Below are 19,296 nucleotides of genomic sequence, written 5' to 3'. Positions count from 1 at the left end.
CTCTATGCAATGGCAATCTCGTATATTGCCTGTTTCTTTGGCTTTGCTGATAGCCATTATTACAACTTCTTTTTCTGCTCTTTTTAATGTAGAAGCCTCTATTCTGATTATTCTTTTTCTGATTTGCTTTGCCAGCTCTTATTTTCTCATTGCCACTGCACTTGAATTTTTAGTGTTTCGGGAAATCAATGAAATTTACCTCTCTTTTGAAAAAATTAAGAAAAAAGATTTCAAACTCACACGCCGAAGGCTCTCTACTCTTACGGCAAGCCCTTTGCAACAGCTCAATGAAGAACTTTATGAATATGCTACCAAAAAGCAAGCCGAAATAGATTATCTGACGCAATTAGAGGCTTTTCGCCGTGAATTTTTGGCAGATGTTTCTCACGAACTTAAAACTCCAATTTTTGCCGCACAAGGGTTTATTCATACGCTTATAGATGGTGCTGTGGAAGACCCCGAAGTTCGCGATAAATTTTTACAAAAAGCCGCCAAAAGTCTTGAAGGACTTGACCACCTCGTACAAGACCTTATCACGCTTTCGCAAATGGAGGCAGGCATTATCAAGATGCACTTTCAAGAAACCAATCTGAACCTGATTTTGGAAGAAGTTTTTGAACAACTGGAAGAAAAAGCCATTGAACGCAATATTTCACTTATCATTGATGAACGTACCAGTTCCGAATGTGTCATTTGGGCAGATAGAAATCGCATCAGACAAGTGCTAACCAATTTAGTGGAAAATGGCATCAAATATGGTAAAGAAGGCGGATTTGTAAAGGTCTGGTTACTACAAACCAAAGAGCATTGTGTAATAGAAGTGGAAGATAACGGAACAGGCATTCCTAAAAAACACCTCACGCGTATTTTTGAACGCTTTTACAGAGTGGAAAAAAGTCGTTCCAAAGAAAAAGGAGGTAGCGGCTTGGGTTTAGCGATTGTCAAACAAATCATTGATGCCCACGAGGGTAGTATAGAAGTTGAAAGCAAAGTAGATAAAGGCTCTACCTTCCGAGTAACCCTCAAACGTTTTCCCAACCAACTTTCTGAAAATATACCTACCCCTCAAAACGAGTTTGCAAATCAGTTGTAAAGGCTTGTTTTATCGCAAAAAACTACTTTTCTTTGCTTAAAATCTGCCTTTATGACTTCTCTACCCACTCAATTTCTTAAAGACATACCTAACTTTCTACCTGAAAATCAAGAACTTTTTTTACAAAGTCTTTCCCAATTGCCTATAACTTCATTGAGGCTCAACCCGCTCAAAAAAACATTACGTTTGCCCTATTCACCTATGTGTGCCGTGCCTTGGTGTCCAAATGGCTATTACCTTTCTCAAAGACCTTCTTTTACAGAAAATCCTTTATTTTGGGCAGGGGCTTTTTATGTACAGGAGGCATCTTCTATGTTTTTAGAGCAAATTTTTAAGCATATCACCACCGATAAACCTTTGAAAATTCTTGATTTAAGTGCCGCTCCCGGGGGCAAAAGCACACATTTACTTTCTCTAATGAATAGCCAAAGTCTGCTTGTAAGCAACGAAATCATAAAAAATAGAGCTGATATACTGGCTGAAAATTTAGCTCGTTGGGGCTATACGAACTACGTAGTTACACAAAGCAGTCCCGAAAGTTTAGGTAAATTAAAAGATTTTTTTGATGTAATTTTGGTAGATGCTCCTTGTTCGGGGGAGGGTATGTTTCGCAAAGATAAAGAAGCCATTAACGAATGGTCTGAGGAAAATGTACTTTTTTGTGCCAAAAGGCAAAAAGATATTCTTACCGCTATTTTGCCTGCACTTGCTCCTACTGGGTATCTGATTTACAGCACTTGTACCTTCAATCGCCAAGAAAACGAAGAAAACTTGCATTGGCTCTGCAAAAACTTTGACTTACAAAGTGTAAAAATTCCTATTTCTGAAAATTGGAATATTACAGAGATACAGGAAAAGGGCAATTACGCATATCGCTTCTTTCCTCATATTCTAAAAGGAGAAGGATTTTTCATTTCTTGTATGCAAAAAAAAGGTAAAAATCCTCCCAAACCTCAAAAAATCCATAAAAATATTTTTCAACGCTTGAACTCCAAAGAGCAAAGCGAATTTCAGCGTTGGGTTTTGCCCACCCACCAAGAATTTTTTAGCTACCAAAATCAATTTTTTTTACTAAATCCCGAACATACTACTTGGATAAGTTACTTAGCTCAGTTTGCATATATTAGGCAAACAGCTCTGAAAATTGGTGAATTGAAAGGCAAAGATTTTATTCCCAGTTCAGAATTAGCTTTAAGTCCAAATGTTTCCAAAGAAGTGAAAAGTTTAGAACTTTCAGAAAAAGAAGCATTACAATTTTTAAGCAAACAAGATTTTCAGATTTCGCTTAATGAAAAAAGTTGGTATTTGGCACGTTACCAAAACTTAGGTTTGGGTTGGCTCAAAAATTTAGGCAGTCGTTTCAACAACTACTACCCTTCGGAATGGCGAATTAGAAGGCTATTTTCTTAAAAATCTTTGTAGTTGTTTCTATTAAGCCTGCATTGAAAGCAAGAAACAAACAATTGATACAAGATGTTATAGGCTTACATTTAAATAAATTTAACCAAACTTATCTTTGCCTTTTCCAACAAAAATATATCCTAAGCAATAATTACGAAAAAAAAACGTTTTTTCTGTAAAAAATTCGTTAATTTTTTGTAACTTCGGCACAAATTGTGTTAATACTTGGTTAATTCTTATTAAAACACACAAATCATTATGAATAAAAAGTTTTACCTGCTTGCAGTGCTATTTTTTGTAGCTAAGGGTTTTGTATTGGGACAATACCAAACCAAAAAAGTAAAAATTAAAGACGGCGACCAAGAAGGTATCGCCGAAGTATGTGTAAGTTGTAAAATTACTCCCGAGCCTTCTAAAACCTACTATTGGGTAAAAGGGGGTAAAGTTGGTAATAGCAAAGGCTCTTTCCAAGGCGAACTTTTGCACGGCTCTCTGGAAATATACACAATGGGAATGGAAGGTAAAGAAATGGTAGAAAAGGGGAACTATTTTACAGGATTAAAAAATGGTAAAATAGAAAATTACATTTTAGGAGGCATCCTTGAAACCATAGAAACCTTTGATAAGGGCGATTTGAAAGAGGTAGAATTCTACCACCCTGAAACCAAAGTATTAGACCACAAATATGTTTTTCTTTCAGATGCCAGCAAGTTTCCCCGTAAAGTAAAAATGTTTTTTTATTACATCGCCGACCATTTAGACGATAATAAAAAACCTACAGGTAAAAAAATCGGCAGGCGTTTAGAAATAGAAGGGTATCAACAAATAAATCCCCTCAATAGCTCTTTTTCTAATTTTTATGATGGGGCTTACAAAAAATATCACATTTGGGAAGACAAAGAAACCCTTGTACAAGAAGGCACTTTTAGCAAAAATAATCGCGTAGGCGAATGGAAAAACTACTACGCCGATGGCGTTGTAGCTGTTATTACTTACAACAACGATATTATCGCTTCTGAAAAATTCCTGAAAGATGGACAGCCTTTCACAGGGGTTGTAAAGGAAATGAGTTTGAGCGGTAAATCAGAAATTACTCTGATTGAAGTAAAAAATGGCGTAAGAGAAGGCAAAACACAAGATAATTTCCGCGAAAATGATAAAAAAGAATGGAAACCCACTCGTACCATCGAATATAGCAATGGAAAAGCCAAAGATGAAGCCTTTGATTTTGCTACATTTTTGAGCAAGCAGAAAATTGTAAGAGAAGCCAAATACACTATGGAATGTGATAGCAAAGGTAGTGGATTGCTTTATTTAGACAAAATCCAATACACCGATAAAGGAGCTATTGTTTATTTCCAAACCGTAAATACGACTTTTGTGAGAGGCTCTGCTATTCGCACCGATGCTCCGGGTGGTAAAACTGCGTTCAACGCTTATGACTTAACTACTAAAAAAATTTATCCAGTAACCAAAGTATTCAATATTGCTCTTGCCCCTTATAGCCAATCTTCGGCTTATGGCGAAATGCATACTTTTATGTTGTATTTTGAAGGACTGACAGATGCCGTTAAAAAAATAAGTTTCATTGAAGGAGACCCCGAAAACCCTTTTGTAATAGATGAGAAAACAGGTAACACTACTTACCACTGGGGTTGCTACGAACTAACTACCAAATAGTTACTTTTCAAAAATTTCACTTAACTCCAATAAAAAAACACAAGGGACGCCCAAGTTAATAGTGGCGTCCCTTGTATTATTTTAGGTTTTGGTAAAGATTGTATGATATTTTAGTAAAAGACAAAGAGGGCGTATTTTTGTAATATATGCAAAGTATTCACAAATTAAACTGCCCTCATTGTCAAGGTACAAATGTAGTGAAAAATGGTCGTAAAAAAGACGAGACACAAAATTTTTTGTGTAAATCTTGTGGTAAGCAGTGTGATAGGCAATCGCAGTGCTAAAACGATTAAAAAACTATTGCAAATGCTTAAAGATATTGAAATAGAGCAGTATTGTGCCAATAATTGGGCGGCTTTTGCTGATGTATTAGCAGGGCAAAACCATCAAGTTGGCAAACATCTGACCTGTCATATTGAGGGGGTGAATAATGCCTTAGGAGTCAGAAATAGGCGTTTTGTACGAAAAACGACTTGCTTCTCTAAAAAAGACAAGTATCACGAAGCGGCTATCAAAATTATGTTTCAACAATGGAATTATGACTATCATACATTCTAAACCACAGCCAAAAATTTACCTATTGGGGATAAGTAAAATTTTTTACAGAAAGGCAATAATGGTTTTCTAAAAGAAAAATCCCTACAAGTTTTTGCAGACTTGTAGGGTATGAAGTATTAACATTAGCACCTCAATAGTTAGGCTTGGGTTGTGTTATTTTCCTCGTTAGTAGCAGTGTTTTCTGTATTTTGGGAGAGCGTTTCAGTTGCTTCTGTTTTAGTTTTCTTACCACCTCTTCTGCTACGACGTGATTTTTTATCAGTTTTAGCTTCTTTTTGGAAGGTTTCGTTAAAGTCAACTAATTCAATAATAGCAGTTTCAGCTCCATCGCCCAAGCGAGTACCCAACTTAATAATACGCGTGTAACCACCATTACGATTGCCTACTTTTGCAGAAACTTCTGAAAAAAGTTCTTTGATAGCCTCTTTGTTCTGCAAATAAGCAAATACAGTTCTACGGTTGTGCATCGCTTGAAGCGTAGTAGTATTGTTGCTTTCTTTGGCTCGGGTAATGAGTGGCTCTACATACACTCGCAGAGCTTTTGCTTTTGCAAGGGTAGTAGTAATACGTTTTTCCAAAATCAGCGAGCTTGCCATATTAGCAAGCATTGCTTCGCGATGCGAGGCGGTTCTATTCAGGTTTTTTACTTTATCTCCGTGTCTCATAAAAATTAAAATGTTTTAAGAAGCAAGGGCTTCAAATCCAACCATTATTCTTCATCAAGTTTATATTTGGCAACATCCATACCAAAATGTAAGCCTTTTTCAGCTACAAGTTGTTCTAATTCGGTAAGGGACTTTCTACCAAAATTTCTAAATTTCATCATATCAGCAATCTCTAACTGCACAAGGTCGCCAAGTGTTTTAATGTCTGCCGATTTGAGGCAGTTGTAAGCACGTACCGAAAGGTCAAGGTCAGCCAGAGGGGTTTTGAGCAGTTTTCTCATACGCAATACTTCCTCATCAACGGTAACTGTTTCTTCTTTCTGCACCACATCAAAAGTCATAGTTTGGTCAGAGAATAGCATAAAGTGCTGTATGAGAATATGAGCGGCATTTTTCAGAGCCTCTTCGGGGTGAATAGTGCCATCAGTTTCTATTTCAATAATTAACTTTTCGTAATCAATTTTTTGCTCTACCCTTGTATTTTCTACGGCATATCTTACGTTTTTGATAGGCGTAAAGATAGAATCAATGGCTATAAAATTTAGCGTTTGGTCAGGGAGTTTATGCTCTTCGGCAGGTACATAGCCACGCCCCTTTTCCACAATTAACTCCATATCCAACACCACAGATTTATCCATTTCGCAAATCACTAAATCTGGATTGGTAATCTGATATGAAGTGCAGAATTTGGCAATATCCCCCGCAGTAAGCACGTCTTTATTTTTGATTTGTATGCTTATCTTGTTTTCAGTAACATCGGCAATCTTTTTGAAACGCACTTTTTTAAGATTGAGTACAATTTCCGTAACATCTTGCACTACGCCGGGAATGGTAGAAAATTCGTGCAAAACTCCTTGAATCCTGAAAGCTGTAATGGCATAGCCCTCCAAGGAAGAGCGTAATACTCTACGCAAAGCATTTCCAATGGTTACTCCGTAGCCTCTTTCCAGAGGTTTGAACTCAAACAAGCCGTGAAAATCATCGGCTTTTTCCATCACTACTTTGCTGGGCATCTGAAACGCTAAAATGGACATATCTTTACGATTTTGAAAGTTTTGGTTTGAATTTTGAAGGCTTGAGCTACCAAACCTTCAAAATCAGAATTATTTAGAGTACAATTCTACAATGAGTTGCTCTTGGATATTTTCAGGAATTTGCTCTCTTTCAGGATAAGAAACAAATTTGCCTTGCATTAGTTTATTATCCCATTCCAACCAGTTGAATCGGTTGGAGCGTCTTGCCAAGCTATCTACAATCACTTCCAAAGACTTAGACTTTTCACGTACTCCTACAATATCACCAGGACGCAACTGATAAGAAGGTATATTCACAATTTCACCATTTACGGTGATATGTTTGTGAGAAACCAACTGACGAGCGGCTCGGCGTGAAGGAGCAATACCCAAACGATATACCGTATTGTCCAAACGTGCTTCCAAAAGTTTGAGCAAGTTTTCCCCTGTGATACCTTCTTTGATACTTGCTTTGTGGAAAATTTTTGCAAATTGTCTTTCTAATACACCATAAATGTATTTTGCTTTCTGTTTTGCGGCAAGCTGAACAGCATATTCAGATTGCTTTCTTTTCTTGCCTCTGCCGTGCATACCCGGAGCATAATTTTTCTTTTGCACATATTTGTTAGCTCCTAAGATAGCTTCACCAAACTTACGTCCTATTTTTGCTTTCGGACCAGTATATCTTGCCATTTTTTTGTAAAGGGTTAAAAGTGAAACTTATAGAATTAGTCTTGCAAGCCTACCGCACAAACCCAAGTTGATTGGTTTCCTGCAATCCATAACTCTCAAAAATTTTCATTAAACGCGTCTTCTTTTAGGAGGACGACAGCCATTGTGAGGTAAAGGGGTAACATCTTGGATAGTCATTACCTCTATGCCCGTAGCCTGCACGGTTCTGATAGCAGACTCTCTGCCTGAACCGGGTCCTTTTACAAATACATCAACTTTACGAAGTCCTAAATCAAAGGCTTTTTTAGCACAATCGGAAGCAGTAACTTGGGCGGCATAAGGTGTATTCTTTTTTGAACCTCTAAAACCCATTTTACCCGCCGAAGACCAAGCAATTACTTGTCCGCCGTTATTAGTAATGGTGATGATGATATTGTTAAAAGACGCTTTGATATGTACTTGCCCTACGGGGTCTACTTGTACCAAACGCTTTTTTACTTTTTCTTTTTTGTTATCTTTCGCTGCCATAATTTCAGAAATTAAAACTTTACCTACTATTTCGTAGCTTTTTTCTTGTTAGCCACGGTCTTACGCTTACCTTTACGCGTACGAGAGTTGTTTTTAGTACTCTGACCTCTCACGGGCAAACCTTTGCGGTGGCGAATACCACGATAGCAACCAATATCCATCAGACGCTTGATGCTCAATTGCACTTGTGAGCGAAGTTGTCCTTCGGTAGTGTATTCGTCATTGATAATATTACGAACTTTTACCGCTTCATCATCAGACCATTCAGCCACTTTTTTATCCCAAGAGATACCTGCTTTGGAAAGAATTTTTTGGGCTGAGCTACGACCAATTCCATAAATGTACGTGAGAGCAACTTCTCCACGCTTGTTGTTGGGAATATCTACACCAGCGATTCTCATAACTAACCTTGTCTTTGTTTGTATTTAGGATTTTTTTTGTTAATCACATAGATTTTTCCTTTTCTACGGATTACCTTGCAGTCTGCACTGCGTTTTTTTACTGAAGCACGTACTTTCATATCCGTAAATTTTATTTGTAACGATAAACAATTCTGCCTTTGGTTAAATCATACGGGGACATTTCCACCTTTACCTTATCACCGGGCAAAATTTTGATATAGTTCATACGCATTTTACCCGAAATGTGAGCAATGATTTCGTGTCCGTTTTGAAGCTCTACTCTAAACATTGCGTTGGAAAGAGCTTCCGTGATAATTCCGTCTTGTTCAATGGACGCCTGCTTTGCCATATTTTTTTGCTAAAACTTCTTCAATATATTCAAAAGTAGTTAGGATAGTTGCTTTTCCACTCACCACTGCCACGGTGTGCTCAAAATGAGCGGCAGGGGTTCTATCAACGGTACGAATTGTCCAAGCATCTTCCTCTTGTACCACCTCTTTTTTACCCATACTTACCATTGGTTCAATGGCAATTACTGCTCCATTTCTAAGCATTACTCCTTTTCCACGTTTGCCGTGATTAGGAACATCGGGCTTTTCGTGTAAATGTTTTCCTACGCCGTGCCCTGCAAGTTCTCTAATAACAGAAAAACCGAAACTTTCTACATATTTCTGTATGGCATAGCTGATGTCTCCTACTCTTGCTCCAAAACGCACTTGTTCAATGCCTTTGTATAAAGCGGCTTTTGTAACATCTAATAGTTTCTGCACTTCGGGTTTTACTTCTCCCACTGCATACGTATAAGCACTATCGCTATGAAAACCATCTTTGAATACCCCACAATCTATTGAAACAATGTCCCCCTCTTTTAGCTCATAATCACCAGGTATGCCGTGTACTACTTGCTCATTTACCGAAATACACAAAGCCGCAGGATAGGGAGGAGATTCTTTCAAACTATAGCCCTTGAACGAAGGCTTCGCTTGGTGATCTCTGATAAACTCTTCCGCTATCTGATTGAGCTTTGCTGTTTTCACACCGGGCTCAATCCATTTGGCTACTTCGGCGTGGGTTTTACCCAAAATTTGTGCATTCGCCCTGATAATTTCTATCTCCGCGTTGGTTTTTAAGATTACGTCTTTCATTATTGTACTGCCGCCAAAGTAGAAGTATCACTAATTTTACCCGATTGCATCAGACCCTCATAATGCTTCATTAGCAAGTAACTCTCTATTTGCTGTAAGGTGTCTAATACCACTCCTACCATAATCAAAAGAGATGTACCTCCAAAAAACATTGCAAAATTAGAGTCTGTACCCATTGTTACCCTTACTACCGAAGGCACAATAGCGATAAATGCCAAAAATAACGAGCCGGGTAAGGTTATTTTTGATAATACGCTATCAATGTATTCTGCCGTTGGCTCACCGGGCTTTATACCTGGAATAAATCCACCATTTCGTTTCATATCATCAGCTATCTGTTTAGGATTGATAGTAATAGCTGTATAGAAATAGGTGAATAACAAAATCATTACCGCAAAAATCAAGTTGTACTGCCAACTAAACTGATTTGAAAAAACCGTTACAATAGCTTGGGCAAACTGACTTTTATCCGAAAATAAACCTGCAAGCAGTGAAGGTAAAAACATCAAAGATTGAGCAAAAATAATAGGCATTACCCCTGCTGTATTGAGTTTGAGCGGTAGATACTGCCTTTGCCCACCATATACTTTATTGCCTACAACTTGTTTAGCATATTGGATAGTAATTCGGCGTACTGCCTGCGTTACCATTACCACCAAAAGCACAATGAAAAATAGTAGTACAAATTCCATTACAAGCAAGAACGGACTACCCGGTGCGGCTTTACTACCGAAACGTGCTGTAAATTCCAAATAAATTGCTTGCGGAAAGCGTGAAACAATCCCAATCATAATGAGCATTGAAACCCCATTTCCTATCCCTTTATCTGTAATTCTATCACCCAGCCACATACAGAACATAGTACCCGCCGTGAGAATTACCATTGCATAAGCCGTAAAGAATGCAGGACTAATACTAGGGTTCAAAGCGGCAAAAATATCGGGATTTTGTAAATAAGCATAAGACTGCACCAAAGTAAAAACTATCGTCAAATACTTGGTCAGTTGATTTAATTTTTTTCTACCATTTTCGCCCTCTTTCTGCATTTTCTGAAAACTTGGCAGAGCTACAGAAAGCAATTGTACCGCAATAGAGGCTGATATGTAGGGCATTATTCCTAATGCAAAAATGGCTACATTTTGGAAAGCCCCCCCAAGGAAAATATCCAAAAAGCCTCTTGCCGTATTGCCAGCTTGCTTAACGAGTTTGTCGGGGTCTATACCGGGCAAAACAATGTGAGCCCCTACCCGAAACACAATAAGCAAGATGAGCGTATTGATAATACGCTTTCTTAGCTCTTCAATGGCGAAAATGTTTTTTATGGTTTGGATAAACTTTTTCATATCTGCTTAAATAGTAGTGGCTACACCGCCCATTTTTTCAATAGCTTCCTTGGCTGTTTGAGAGAATGCGTGTGCAGTAATATCTAACTTAGCTTTCAACTCTCCTCTGCCCAAAACTTTTATCAAATCTTTTTTACCCGCAAAGCCGTGTTGTTGCAAGAAAGCAACATCAATGCTCTGAACGCCAAATTGCTCAGCAAGTTCGGCAAGGGTATCTAAATTGATAGGTTTGTAGCTAACTTTGAAAGGATTTTTGAAGCCAAATTTGGGGATACGTCTTTGCAATGGCATCTGACCGCCCTCAAAGCCTCTTTTGGCTTTATAGCCAGAGCGAGACCTTGCCCCTTTGTGTCCGCGTGTAGAAGTACCACCTCTACCCGAACCAGGACCACGTCCTATTCTTTTTCTACTTTTTACTGAACCTTCGGCAGGTTTTAATTCGTGTAGTTTCATTGTTTTTTAGTTTTAACTCGCTTTCGCTGAACGCTATACTTAAATTAGGAAATTAAGGTTTGACACGAAATCAAACCTTAAACTATTTTATAAATTTTCCACTTTAACAAGGTGGCTAACTTTTTCTATCATACCTTGAATCTGTGGGGTAAGAGTGTGCTCACGGCTTTTGCCAATTCTTCCTAGCCCCAAAGAAGCCATTATTTTGTGTTGTCTTTCAGGACGACCAATTAGGCTACGTACTTGTGTAACTTTTACCTTTGTCATTGCTTCTATCCGTTAAAAACTTTTTGCAAACTTACTCCTCTCATCTGTGCAATTGTATGCGGAGCACGAAGTTTCAAGAGAGCATCAATGGTAGCCTTTACCACATTGTGAGGGTTTGATGAACCTTTGGATTTCGCCAAAACGTCTTTTATACCCGCACTTTCAAGCACAGCACGCATCGCACCACCCGCAATTACACCTGTACCAGGCGCCGCAGGTTTTATGAATACCTTGCCCCCACAGAATTTTCCGTATGATTCGTGAGGAATAGTATGTTTGAGGATAGGTACTTGTACCAAATTCTTCTTGGCATCATTGATACCTTTGGTAATGGCATCAGTTACCTCGTTGGCTTTACCTAATCCATAACCTACAATACCATCGCCATTGCCTACTACAACAATAGCGGCAAAGCTAAAACGCCTTCCTCCTTTTACCACTTTGGCAACACGCTCAATAGCTACTACTCTTTCTTTGAGTTCTACGTCGCTAACTCGGATATGTTTTTTGTTGTTCATAAGCTAATTTTTTTTAGAATTGCAATCCTCCTTCTCTTGCTCCATCAGCCAAAGCCTTTACTTTGCCGTGATATAGATACCCATTTCTGTCAAAAACTACTGCCTTAATGCCATTAGCAGTGGCTTTTTCAGCGAGTTTTTTTCCTACTTCTTTTGCTACCTCAATATTAAGTTTAGTAGCGTTCAAATCAAAAGAAGAAGCACTTGCAAGCGTAACTCCACGCGTATCATCTATGATTTGGGCGTAAATACGCGTATTAGAACGAAATACGGACAAACGAGGGCGAGCAGGCGTACCCAACACTCTGCCTCTAATTCTACGTTTGATTTTTTCTCTGCGAATATCTTTCTGCGTTGCCATAGCTCAATTATTTTTTAGACGCTGTTTTACCTGCTTTTCTTCTGATTACCTCGCCCACAAAACGAATACCTTTACCTTTGTAAGGCTCCACAGGACGCAATGAGCGGATTTTTGCGGCAATATGCCCAATGAGTTGTTTATCTATACACTCCAAAGTAATAGTAGGGTTTTTCCCTTTTTCAGTAACCGCACTCGCCTTAATTTCAGGAGGTAAGCCAAAAAATATAGGGTGTGAATATCCTAAGGCAAGTTCCAATACATTGCCCGATACACTTGCTTTGTAACCTACCCCTACAAGTTCTAATTCCACTTTGTAACCTTCTGTAACGCCTACCACCATATTATTTATCAAGGCACGATACAAGCCGTGAAGAGCCTTGTGGCGTTTTTGGTCGGTAGGTCTTTCTACACGTACAGCCCCGTCTTCTACTACTACTTTGATATCGGGGTCAATGGTTTGGCGAAGTTCGCCTTTCGGACCTTTTACACTTACCTCATTACCACTCACATTTACGGTAACTTTGGCAGGTAAAGCAATCGGTTTTTTTCCAATTCTTGACATTGTCTTTCGTTTTTTTTGACGTTATACTAATAAACGTAGCACAACACTTCGCCACCTACATTCAAAGTGCGTGCTTCCTTATCGGTCATTACTCCTTTGGAAGTAGAGAGGATAGCTATCCCCAGACCGTTCAGGACTCTTGGCATATCTTCTACGCCTACATACTTACGCAAACCGGGCGAACTCACTCGCTCCAATTTGGTGATAGCAGATTCTTTGGTGGCAGGATGATACTTCAAAGCAATTTTGATAACCCCTTGATGATTAGGAGTATCCTCAAATTTGTAGTTCTGAATATACCCTTTTTCAAAAAGCACTTTGGTAATGGCTTTTTTTATGTTAGAAGCAGGGATTTCCACTACTCTATGTCTTGCTTTGATAGCATTCCTGATTCTTGTCAGATAATCGGCTATAGGGTCTGTTGTTACCATATTCCTTGCATTAAAATATTATGCCCTCAAATTGAGGACGCAAATATACGAATAAAATTTGATTATCAAATAAAAAGTGAAAAAATTTTTTATACCCCCAAAACTACCCGTTCAATTTTGTATTTTACAATAAATTTAGATGTGTTTTTCAAAAATAATCTTTATTTTTGCTTCCTTCGTAATCATAAACATATTTTTTATGACTTTGCAAAACACTCTTTTTTCCCTTTGGATAGGGGTTTTTGCGTTATTTGGTTGTCAGGAACTTTCTAAACCTAAAAAGAAAATGCAGTACTTCAAAGATATTCACTCTTTTGCCAATACCGATAAAGTGCAAATGCACCATTTAGAATTAGACTTAAAAGTAGATTTTGAACGTAAGGTGCTTTCAGGTTCAGCCCTTGTTCATTTTGAAAACCCACACAAAATCAAAGAATTGATTTTAGATACAGACAAGCTCACTATCAAAAGGGTTCGTTTGGATAATGGCGAAGATGCTTCATTCAAAATAGGCAAATCTGTAAAATATCTTGGCGAGCCACTCACTATTCAAATTCAACCCGATACCAAAGCTGTAGCCATAGAGTATGAAACTTCGCCCGAAGCGGCGGCTCTGCAATGGCTTGCTCCTGAACAAACCGCAGGCAAAAAAGCACCTTTTTTATTCAGTCAGTCGCAATGTGTGCTGGCTCGGAGTTGGTTTCCTTGTCAGGATAGTCCAGGTGTAAGGTTTTCTTACAAAGCACGCGTGCAAGTGCCTGATAGCCTGCTGGCTCTGATGTCAGCTAAAAACCCCCAACAAAAAAATACAAGTGGCATTTATGAGTTTGATATGCCGCAAGCTATTCCTGCTTATTTGGTAGCCATAGCCGTTGGTGATTTAGAATTTGCACCCATTGATGAACGCACAGGCATTTATGCCGAGCCTGTAATCTTAGATACTGCCCGCAAAGAATTTGAAGATTTGGGCAAAATGGTGAGCATTGCAGAAAAAATCTACGGAAAATACGAATGGGAACGTTACGACCTGCTTGTGTTGCCTCCGAGCTTTCCTTTCGGCGGAATGGAAAATCCCCGTCTTACTTTCGCTACACCTACTATTATTGCAGGGGATAAATCATTAGTAAGTTTAGTGGCTCACGAGCTTGCTCACTCTTGGTCGGGCAATTTGGTTACCAACGCTACTTGGAATGATTTCTGGCTCAATGAAGGTTTTACGGTGTATTTTGAAAGACGTATTATGGAAGAGTTGGAAGGTAGAGACTATGCCGAAATGCTTGCTCTTTTGGGCTATCAAGATTTGCTTGCCGATATAGAAGAATTAGGTGCAAATAGTAAAGATACCAAACTACAATTAGACCTCCGCCAACGCAACCCCGATGATGCCGTAACAGAAATCGCTTATGAAAAAGGTTATTTCTTTTTGCGTCTGATTGAAGAGAACATAGGCAGGGAAAAATTTGATAGTTTCGTGAAAAAATATTTCAAAACCTTTGCCTTTGAAGCAATGAACACCGAAAATTTTATTAAATTTTTGGAGAAAGAATTATTAGAAGGAAACGAAACCCTCGCCCATAAAATACGCTATCAAGACTGGATTTTTGGCGTAGGCATTCCTGATAATTGCCCCAAAGTTCGTTCTGTACGTTTTGAAAAAGTTGATGAAGAGCTGAAAAAATGGCAAACACATAAACAAACTGATAGTCTCCAAACCGCCTCTTGGAGTAGCCACGAGTGGCTTCATTTTATACGTCATTTACCAAATACAATGACCTTGCAAGATATGGAGCAGTTGGATAAAGCCTTTGGCTTTACAAACTCGGGCAATAGCGAAATTCTTGCCGCTTGGTTTGTGCATTGTATTCATAAAAAATACGAAAAGGCTTACCCTGCTCTTGAAAAATTTTTGATGAGTGTAGGGCGGCGAAAGTTTCTTTCACCACTTTATACAGCTATGTGTAAATACCCTGAAACGAAAAAAATAGCTATCCAGATTTATGAAAAAGCTAAAAGCGGTTATCATAGTCTTGTAAGAGCCAAAATTGAAGAAATGTTAGGGGTTGCAGTGCAGGCAAAGTAAAATTGAAACTTTTAGCGTTTGAAAAAGCAAACACCTCTTTTTTCTTTTATTCTGATGTCTAAACTCTGAATTTTATGTTTGTACTTACCCAACAAAATTCCATAGCTAATCATTGGCTTGCAGATTTGCGAAACATTCAAACGCAAAAAAATAGAGCTACTTTTCGGCAAAATATGTGCCGAATTGGCGAAATATTAGCTTACGAAATTTCTAAAACTTTTTCGTATCATAAAAAAGAAGTACAAACCCCTCTGGCAACGGCACAGGTACAAATCAGCGATGAAAAAATAGTGCTGGCAACTATTCTTCGGGCAGGGTTACCTTTTTATCAAGGATTTTTGAATGTTTTTGAAAATGCTGAAAGTGCCTTTGTAGGAGCTTACCGAGGCGAACATCAGAAAGACGAAAGTTTTGAAATTCAGCTTCATTACAGCGTAGCTCCTGACTTGAACGACAAAATTCTTATCCTCACCGACCCTATGCTTGCCACAGGTAAATCTTTGAACATCGCCCTGAAAAAATTACTCAAAAATGGAAAACCCAAACATATTCATATTGCCTCAATTATTGGAAGCAAGGCAGGGGTTGCATATCTGCAAGAAAATATTTCTGATAATTTCTCTTTGTGGCTCGGTGATTTGGATAATGAACTCAACCCCAAATCTTATATTGTTCCCGGATTAGGCGATGCAGGCGATTTGGCTTTTGGTGTGAAATTATAATCCTATTTGTTTTTAAGCATATTTCAAACTACTAAACTTAAAAACTACTCTTACTCACTTAAACTACTCGGCTATGCAAACTTTTAACGATTTTTTTAACTCGCTCCAAGACTTTTATCAAGAGTTATCTAATCCTGATAGCGGACTGGACACCAAATTAGCTCAAGAAAGGCGTATTTTTCTGCTGAAAGATTTAGTCAGCATTATTCGCCCACGAACTTTTACCAACATTCGTAAAATTGCCGAGCAAAAAATTCAAGAACTTATCCAACTACTCCAACAAAATGCACAAGCCCGAAATAATCTTAAAAAACTCATTGAAGAAATCTGTCTGCAAAATAACCCACTACTCGTATTTACCGAAGTAGGCATAATGAGCAGTAAAGGCTTTTGGACAGAAACTTATGAAAGACTTTCTTACAAAATACTTCCTCCTTTGCATCGCGAAGGCGAGTTACGCACCGTTATCAATGAAGTTTTTTACAAAAAAGATGACTACAACTGGATAACCCTGATAAGCAATGAGTTGTGGATAGAACTGGCTCATACGCTCCAACTCTTTGATAGCGAGGAAATGCAAAAATACTTTCTCAATGAAATGCTCAATGCTATTGTAGTGCTTGCTCAAAAGGCTACTTCCTTGGGGCTTGAGCCTGAAATCATTGAGAAGTTGCCCGATATGGACGATTTGAACTCGCCTTTTCTTTCAATGCTCATTGAAATTAGCAAGTTTGTCGAAAAATACAAAGATATTACTACCGACCAAATTCCCAGCGAGGAAGATTACAACCAAATTTGGGTGCTTTTGCAACAATGTGAAGATAGCATCGCTCGTTTGCACAAAGATAGAGAAAAGTATGGGGTTAGTTTGAGAATAACTTATTTCATTTTACGTCTTACACAAAATATTGAACGCTTAAAAAAAATTTTACTCTTCATCAAACCTGCTTCAAAAGAAGCGAATTTGCAAGAGGTAATTTTCTTTTTCAAAGAAATTGTTTGGGCAGAAAATAAAAAATATAGCTTACGCAAGCACTTTTCAGATAATCTGAGCTTTTTGGCTCATAAAGTTGTAGAGCATACTGCCAAAACAGGCGAGCACTACATTACAAACAACAGGAAAGAGTATTTTGAACTATTCAGAAAAGCATTGGGGGGCGGTGTAATTGTGGCTTTTTTAGTACTCATCAAAGCTAAACTTTCTTATATTGAGCAAGATACGGCTCCCATGCTAATGGCTATATTTTACAGCCTCAACTACTCACTGGGCTTTATTCTGATACACATTTTTCACTTCACATTAGCCACCAAACAGCCTGCAATGACTGCCTCTACCATTGCCGATATTTTGAGCGAATGGCGAAACTTGAAAAGCCCTAAAAGTAAAGAACGTGTTTTATATGGGCAACTACTTCATACACTTATCAGAATAATAAGAAGCCAATTTATTTCTCTTTCAGGAAATGTTTTGGCTGTAATTCCTGTGGCTTACCTGCTTACAATGGGATATTTTTGGATTTTTGAAACAGATGTAGTAGGCTTTCAGAAAGCTGAAAAAACCGTAAAAGAACTTTCGCCCTGGGCAAGCTTTTCTTTGCTCTATGCCGCCATTGCAGGTGTATATCTGATGACAGCAGGCTTGATTGCAGGCTACTACGATAACCAAGTGGTCTATAATAATATTCCTGCTCGTATGCGGAAATACTCTATTTTCAGGAAAATCTTACCTTCACAATTGTTTGAAAAGTTTGTTGCATACATTGAAAAAAACACAGGAGCCTTAGCCAGCAACTTCTTTTTGGGAATATTTTTAGGCTCAACTTCTACCATTGGTAAAATTATAGGCTTGGGCATAGATATTCGGCACGTAACTTTCGCAGGAGGGGCTTTTGCAATGTGCCTGCAAGTACAACACGGGCAAATGCCTCTGGAAATTATTTTAGAAACACTTTTGGGTGTTTTCTTGATAGGTTTGGTAAATGTTACGGTGAGCTTTGGTCTTTCAGTTATTGTTGCTCTCAAATCCCGAAATGTTACCTTTGTAGAAACAGGAAAGATTGTACAGATATTGCTTAAAGCTTTTTTCAAAAAGCCTTTGGCGTTTTTCTTTCCTTTACAAATTCCCGAACTTTTACCTGATGAGAAGAAAACTTCAAAAAAAGAAAACCTGTAAAGTTTGCTCAAAACTTCTGAAAGCAAGTTTGCAGGTTTGAATTTAAATTTTAGGCTTTTGAACCCATCATAAACTTGCTTTCAGTAATTAGACAAGCACTTTAACAACTTTACAAGTCTTTACTTTTATACGTTGAGCATTTTAAGAATAGTAGCTTTGGGTACAACACCAATTTGAGTAGCTTTTACCTGTCCGTTCTTGAAAACCATCAGCGTAGGAATACTCCGAATGCCGAGTTGCATAGAAACTTGTGGATTGGCATCTACGTCTAATTTACCTACGATTAAATCTTCCCCCGCTTCATTGGCAATTTCCTCAATAGTAGGAGCTATCATAAGGCAAGGTCCGCACCAAGCCGCCCAAAAGTCAATTAGCACTGTCTTTCCTGAATTGATGATTTCTTGAAAATTTGCGTCAGTGATTTCTACGGTTTTTTTGCCCATTGTTGTATTGTTTTTTGGTTGAAAAAATATTCACAAAGCTACTACAAATTTTTATCCAAAAAAGTTCAAAAATATTTTGTGAGCAAGTTTGTTTCCTGCACACTTTTTGCCTACTTTTATGAGACTAAAATTTTTCAAAAATATGACCAAAATATTCTCTTTTGCTATGTTTCTGCTACTTAGTGGAAGTGTAGCCCTTGCCCAACCTTCCAAAAAAGGGGTTAAAAGCAATAGTGGCTCTCGCAATAACTCTGCCGCTACCCCCGAAAAAGTAGCAGATGAACTCTGCAACTGCATTAATAACTTTTTTAACCAATACCACCCCAGTATCAGGCAATACATTGACGATATGCTTTCTTTGGGAGAAGAAAAAGCCCTTGAAAAATTTCAAAATTATTTGATGAGCCTACCTGAAAACGAACAGAAAAAAGCCGTAGATGATGCCCAAAAATTTAGCAAAGATGTAGAGGCAGGCAAACTCAATATATGTATTGATAAGTTCAAAAATTCGGCTTCCAAAATGACCGAAGCCCAAGCCCAAAGAGTGTTAGATGAGCTTGAAAAATCACCTGCCTGCAAACTCGTTGATGATTTGATAAAGCTCGGTATACAAAAAGAAGAGAAAAAGTAATAGTTTATATCTGAATGTAATATTATTTAAAACGTGAATTATAAGTCTAACTTATTGTTTTCAAGGGATTTAAATAAAAAAACTTAGGGTAATTGAAAAAATGATTAACTTTGAGTTGTACTTTTTAAATATTTAATCATATGAGTCAATTACCTC

25 protein-coding genes are annotated in these 19,296 nt (G+C 38.1%); 9 read left to right on the top strand and 16 right to left on the bottom strand.

What is annotated here, in order from left to right:
• Positions 1–4: 4 nt before the first annotated feature.
• From Rain11_RS10600 to Rain11_RS10580, 5 genes are all read left to right on the top strand, one after another.
• Positions 5–1,093: a sensor histidine kinase gene (locus Rain11_RS10600; RefSeq protein WP_101359344.1), complete on the top strand. Its 1,089-nt coding sequence runs from the start codon at positions 5–7 to the stop codon at positions 1,091–1,093.
• Positions 1,094–1,144: 51 nt separating this feature from the next.
• The gene (locus tag Rain11_RS10595) at positions 1,145–2,503 is read left to right on the top strand and encodes a methyltransferase RsmF C-terminal domain-like protein (protein ID WP_101359343.1); all 1,359 of its coding nucleotides are present in this window, start codon (positions 1,145–1,147) and stop codon (positions 2,501–2,503) included.
• Positions 2,504–2,752: 249 nt separating this feature from the next.
• Positions 2,753–4,174, top strand: a complete 1,422-nt coding sequence (locus tag Rain11_RS10590) for a toxin-antitoxin system YwqK family antitoxin (RefSeq protein ID WP_101359342.1) — start codon at positions 2,753–2,755, stop codon at positions 4,172–4,174.
• A 146-nt stretch (positions 4,175–4,320) separates the two neighbouring features.
• Positions 4,321–4,458: a transposase-like zinc-binding domain-containing protein gene (locus Rain11_RS14250; RefSeq protein ID WP_101359341.1), complete on the top strand. Its 138-nt coding sequence runs from the start codon at positions 4,321–4,323 to the stop codon at positions 4,456–4,458.
• Between the two features lie 22 nt (positions 4,459–4,480).
• Positions 4,481–4,732, top strand: coding sequence for an IS1 family transposase (locus Rain11_RS10580; protein WP_449421193.1), 252 nt, complete (start codon positions 4,481–4,483; stop codon positions 4,730–4,732).
• A gap of 137 nt (positions 4,733–4,869) precedes the next feature.
• Here Rain11_RS10580 and rplQ read toward each other — a convergent pair whose 3' ends face one another.
• From rplQ to rpsH, 15 genes are all read right to left on the bottom strand, one after another.
• On the bottom strand, positions 4,870–5,397 hold the full coding sequence (gene rplQ, locus Rain11_RS10575) for a 50S ribosomal protein L17 (RefSeq protein ID WP_101359339.1): 528 nt from the start codon (positions 5,395–5,397) through the stop codon (positions 4,870–4,872).
• Between the two features lie 44 nt (positions 5,398–5,441).
• Entirely contained in the window at positions 5,442–6,431 is a 990-nt protein-coding gene (locus Rain11_RS10570; protein ID WP_101359338.1) for a DNA-directed RNA polymerase subunit alpha, read from the bottom strand.
• A gap of 69 nt (positions 6,432–6,500) precedes the next feature.
• Positions 6,501–7,103, bottom strand: a complete 603-nt coding sequence (rpsD, locus tag Rain11_RS10565; protein ID WP_101359337.1) for a 30S ribosomal protein S4 — start codon at positions 7,101–7,103, stop codon at positions 6,501–6,503.
• A gap of 108 nt (positions 7,104–7,211) precedes the next feature.
• Positions 7,212–7,610: a 30S ribosomal protein S11 gene (rpsK, locus tag Rain11_RS10560; protein ID WP_101359336.1), complete on the bottom strand. Its 399-nt coding sequence runs from the start codon at positions 7,608–7,610 to the stop codon at positions 7,212–7,214.
• Positions 7,611–7,636: 26 nt separating this feature from the next.
• On the bottom strand, positions 7,637–8,011 hold the full coding sequence (rpsM, locus tag Rain11_RS10555) for a 30S ribosomal protein S13 (RefSeq protein ID WP_101359335.1): 375 nt from the start codon (positions 8,009–8,011) through the stop codon (positions 7,637–7,639).
• Between the two features lie 2 nt (positions 8,012–8,013).
• Positions 8,014–8,130, bottom strand: coding sequence for a 50S ribosomal protein L36 (gene rpmJ / locus Rain11_RS10550; protein ID WP_101359334.1), 117 nt, complete (start codon positions 8,128–8,130; stop codon positions 8,014–8,016).
• An 11-nt stretch (positions 8,131–8,141) separates the two neighbouring features.
• A complete protein-coding gene (infA, locus tag Rain11_RS10545) occupies positions 8,142–8,360 on the bottom strand; it encodes a translation initiation factor IF-1 (protein ID WP_101359333.1) in 219 nt (72 codons plus the stop codon).
• Complete coding sequence (map, locus tag Rain11_RS10540; RefSeq protein ID WP_101359332.1) at positions 8,338–9,156, bottom strand: type I methionyl aminopeptidase; 819 nt, start codon at positions 9,154–9,156, stop codon at positions 8,338–8,340. The genes infA and map overlap by 23 nt, the downstream gene beginning before the upstream one ends.
• The gene (gene secY, locus Rain11_RS10535; RefSeq protein ID WP_101359331.1) at positions 9,156–10,499 is read right to left on the bottom strand and encodes a preprotein translocase subunit SecY; all 1,344 of its coding nucleotides are present in this window, start codon (positions 10,497–10,499) and stop codon (positions 9,156–9,158) included. The genes map and secY overlap by 1 nt, the downstream gene beginning before the upstream one ends.
• A gap of 6 nt (positions 10,500–10,505) precedes the next feature.
• Positions 10,506–10,952 (bottom strand): 50S ribosomal protein L15, encoded by a 447-nt coding sequence (gene rplO, locus Rain11_RS10530; protein WP_101359330.1) that lies wholly within the window; start codon positions 10,950–10,952, stop codon positions 10,506–10,508.
• Positions 10,953–11,039: 87 nt separating this feature from the next.
• Positions 11,040–11,219 (bottom strand): 50S ribosomal protein L30, encoded by a 180-nt coding sequence (gene rpmD, locus Rain11_RS10525; RefSeq protein WP_101359329.1) that lies wholly within the window; start codon positions 11,217–11,219, stop codon positions 11,040–11,042.
• 5 nt (positions 11,220–11,224) lie between these two features.
• Complete coding sequence (rpsE, locus tag Rain11_RS10520) at positions 11,225–11,737, bottom strand: 30S ribosomal protein S5 (protein ID WP_101359328.1); 513 nt, start codon at positions 11,735–11,737, stop codon at positions 11,225–11,227.
• Between the two features lie 13 nt (positions 11,738–11,750).
• Complete coding sequence (gene rplR / locus Rain11_RS10515) at positions 11,751–12,098, bottom strand: 50S ribosomal protein L18 (RefSeq protein WP_101359327.1); 348 nt, start codon at positions 12,096–12,098, stop codon at positions 11,751–11,753.
• A gap of 7 nt (positions 12,099–12,105) precedes the next feature.
• Complete coding sequence (rplF, locus tag Rain11_RS10510; protein ID WP_101359326.1) at positions 12,106–12,660, bottom strand: 50S ribosomal protein L6; 555 nt, start codon at positions 12,658–12,660, stop codon at positions 12,106–12,108.
• Between the two features lie 26 nt (positions 12,661–12,686).
• Positions 12,687–13,091, bottom strand: coding sequence for a 30S ribosomal protein S8 (gene rpsH, locus Rain11_RS10505; protein ID WP_101359325.1), 405 nt, complete (start codon positions 13,089–13,091; stop codon positions 12,687–12,689).
• A gap of 286 nt (positions 13,092–13,377) precedes the next feature.
• Between rpsH and Rain11_RS10500 the strand changes: the two genes are divergently transcribed.
• The 3 genes from Rain11_RS10500 (at position 13,378) to Rain11_RS10490 (ending at position 18,066) form a co-directional block, all read left to right on the top strand.
• The gene (locus Rain11_RS10500) at positions 13,378–15,171 is read left to right on the top strand and encodes a M1 family metallopeptidase (protein ID WP_101359359.1); all 1,794 of its coding nucleotides are present in this window, start codon (positions 13,378–13,380) and stop codon (positions 15,169–15,171) included.
• A 74-nt stretch (positions 15,172–15,245) separates the two neighbouring features.
• A complete protein-coding gene (gene upp, locus Rain11_RS10495; protein ID WP_101359324.1) occupies positions 15,246–15,893 on the top strand; it encodes a uracil phosphoribosyltransferase in 648 nt (215 codons plus the stop codon).
• Between the two features lie 73 nt (positions 15,894–15,966).
• Complete coding sequence (locus Rain11_RS10490; RefSeq protein ID WP_101359323.1) at positions 15,967–18,066, top strand: site-specific recombinase; 2,100 nt, start codon at positions 15,967–15,969, stop codon at positions 18,064–18,066.
• A gap of 125 nt (positions 18,067–18,191) precedes the next feature.
• Here Rain11_RS10490 and trxA read toward each other — a convergent pair whose 3' ends face one another.
• Positions 18,192–18,509, bottom strand: a complete 318-nt coding sequence (gene trxA, locus Rain11_RS10485) for a thioredoxin (RefSeq protein WP_101359322.1) — start codon at positions 18,507–18,509, stop codon at positions 18,192–18,194.
• 142 nt (positions 18,510–18,651) lie between these two features.
• Here trxA and Rain11_RS10480 point away from each other — a divergent pair, with 142 nt between their 5' ends.
• A complete protein-coding gene (locus Rain11_RS10480) occupies positions 18,652–19,140 on the top strand; it encodes a hypothetical protein (RefSeq protein ID WP_133121570.1) in 489 nt (162 codons plus the stop codon).
• Positions 19,141–19,296: the final 156 nt, after the last annotated feature.

The sequence above is a fragment of the Raineya orbicola genome, assembly GCF_002843425.1.
GTDB lineage: Bacteria > Bacteroidota > Bacteroidia > Cytophagales > Thermonemataceae > Raineya > Raineya orbicola.
Note: the sequence above shows the minus strand (reverse complement) of the source record. Positions and strands in the feature narration are given on the sequence as shown.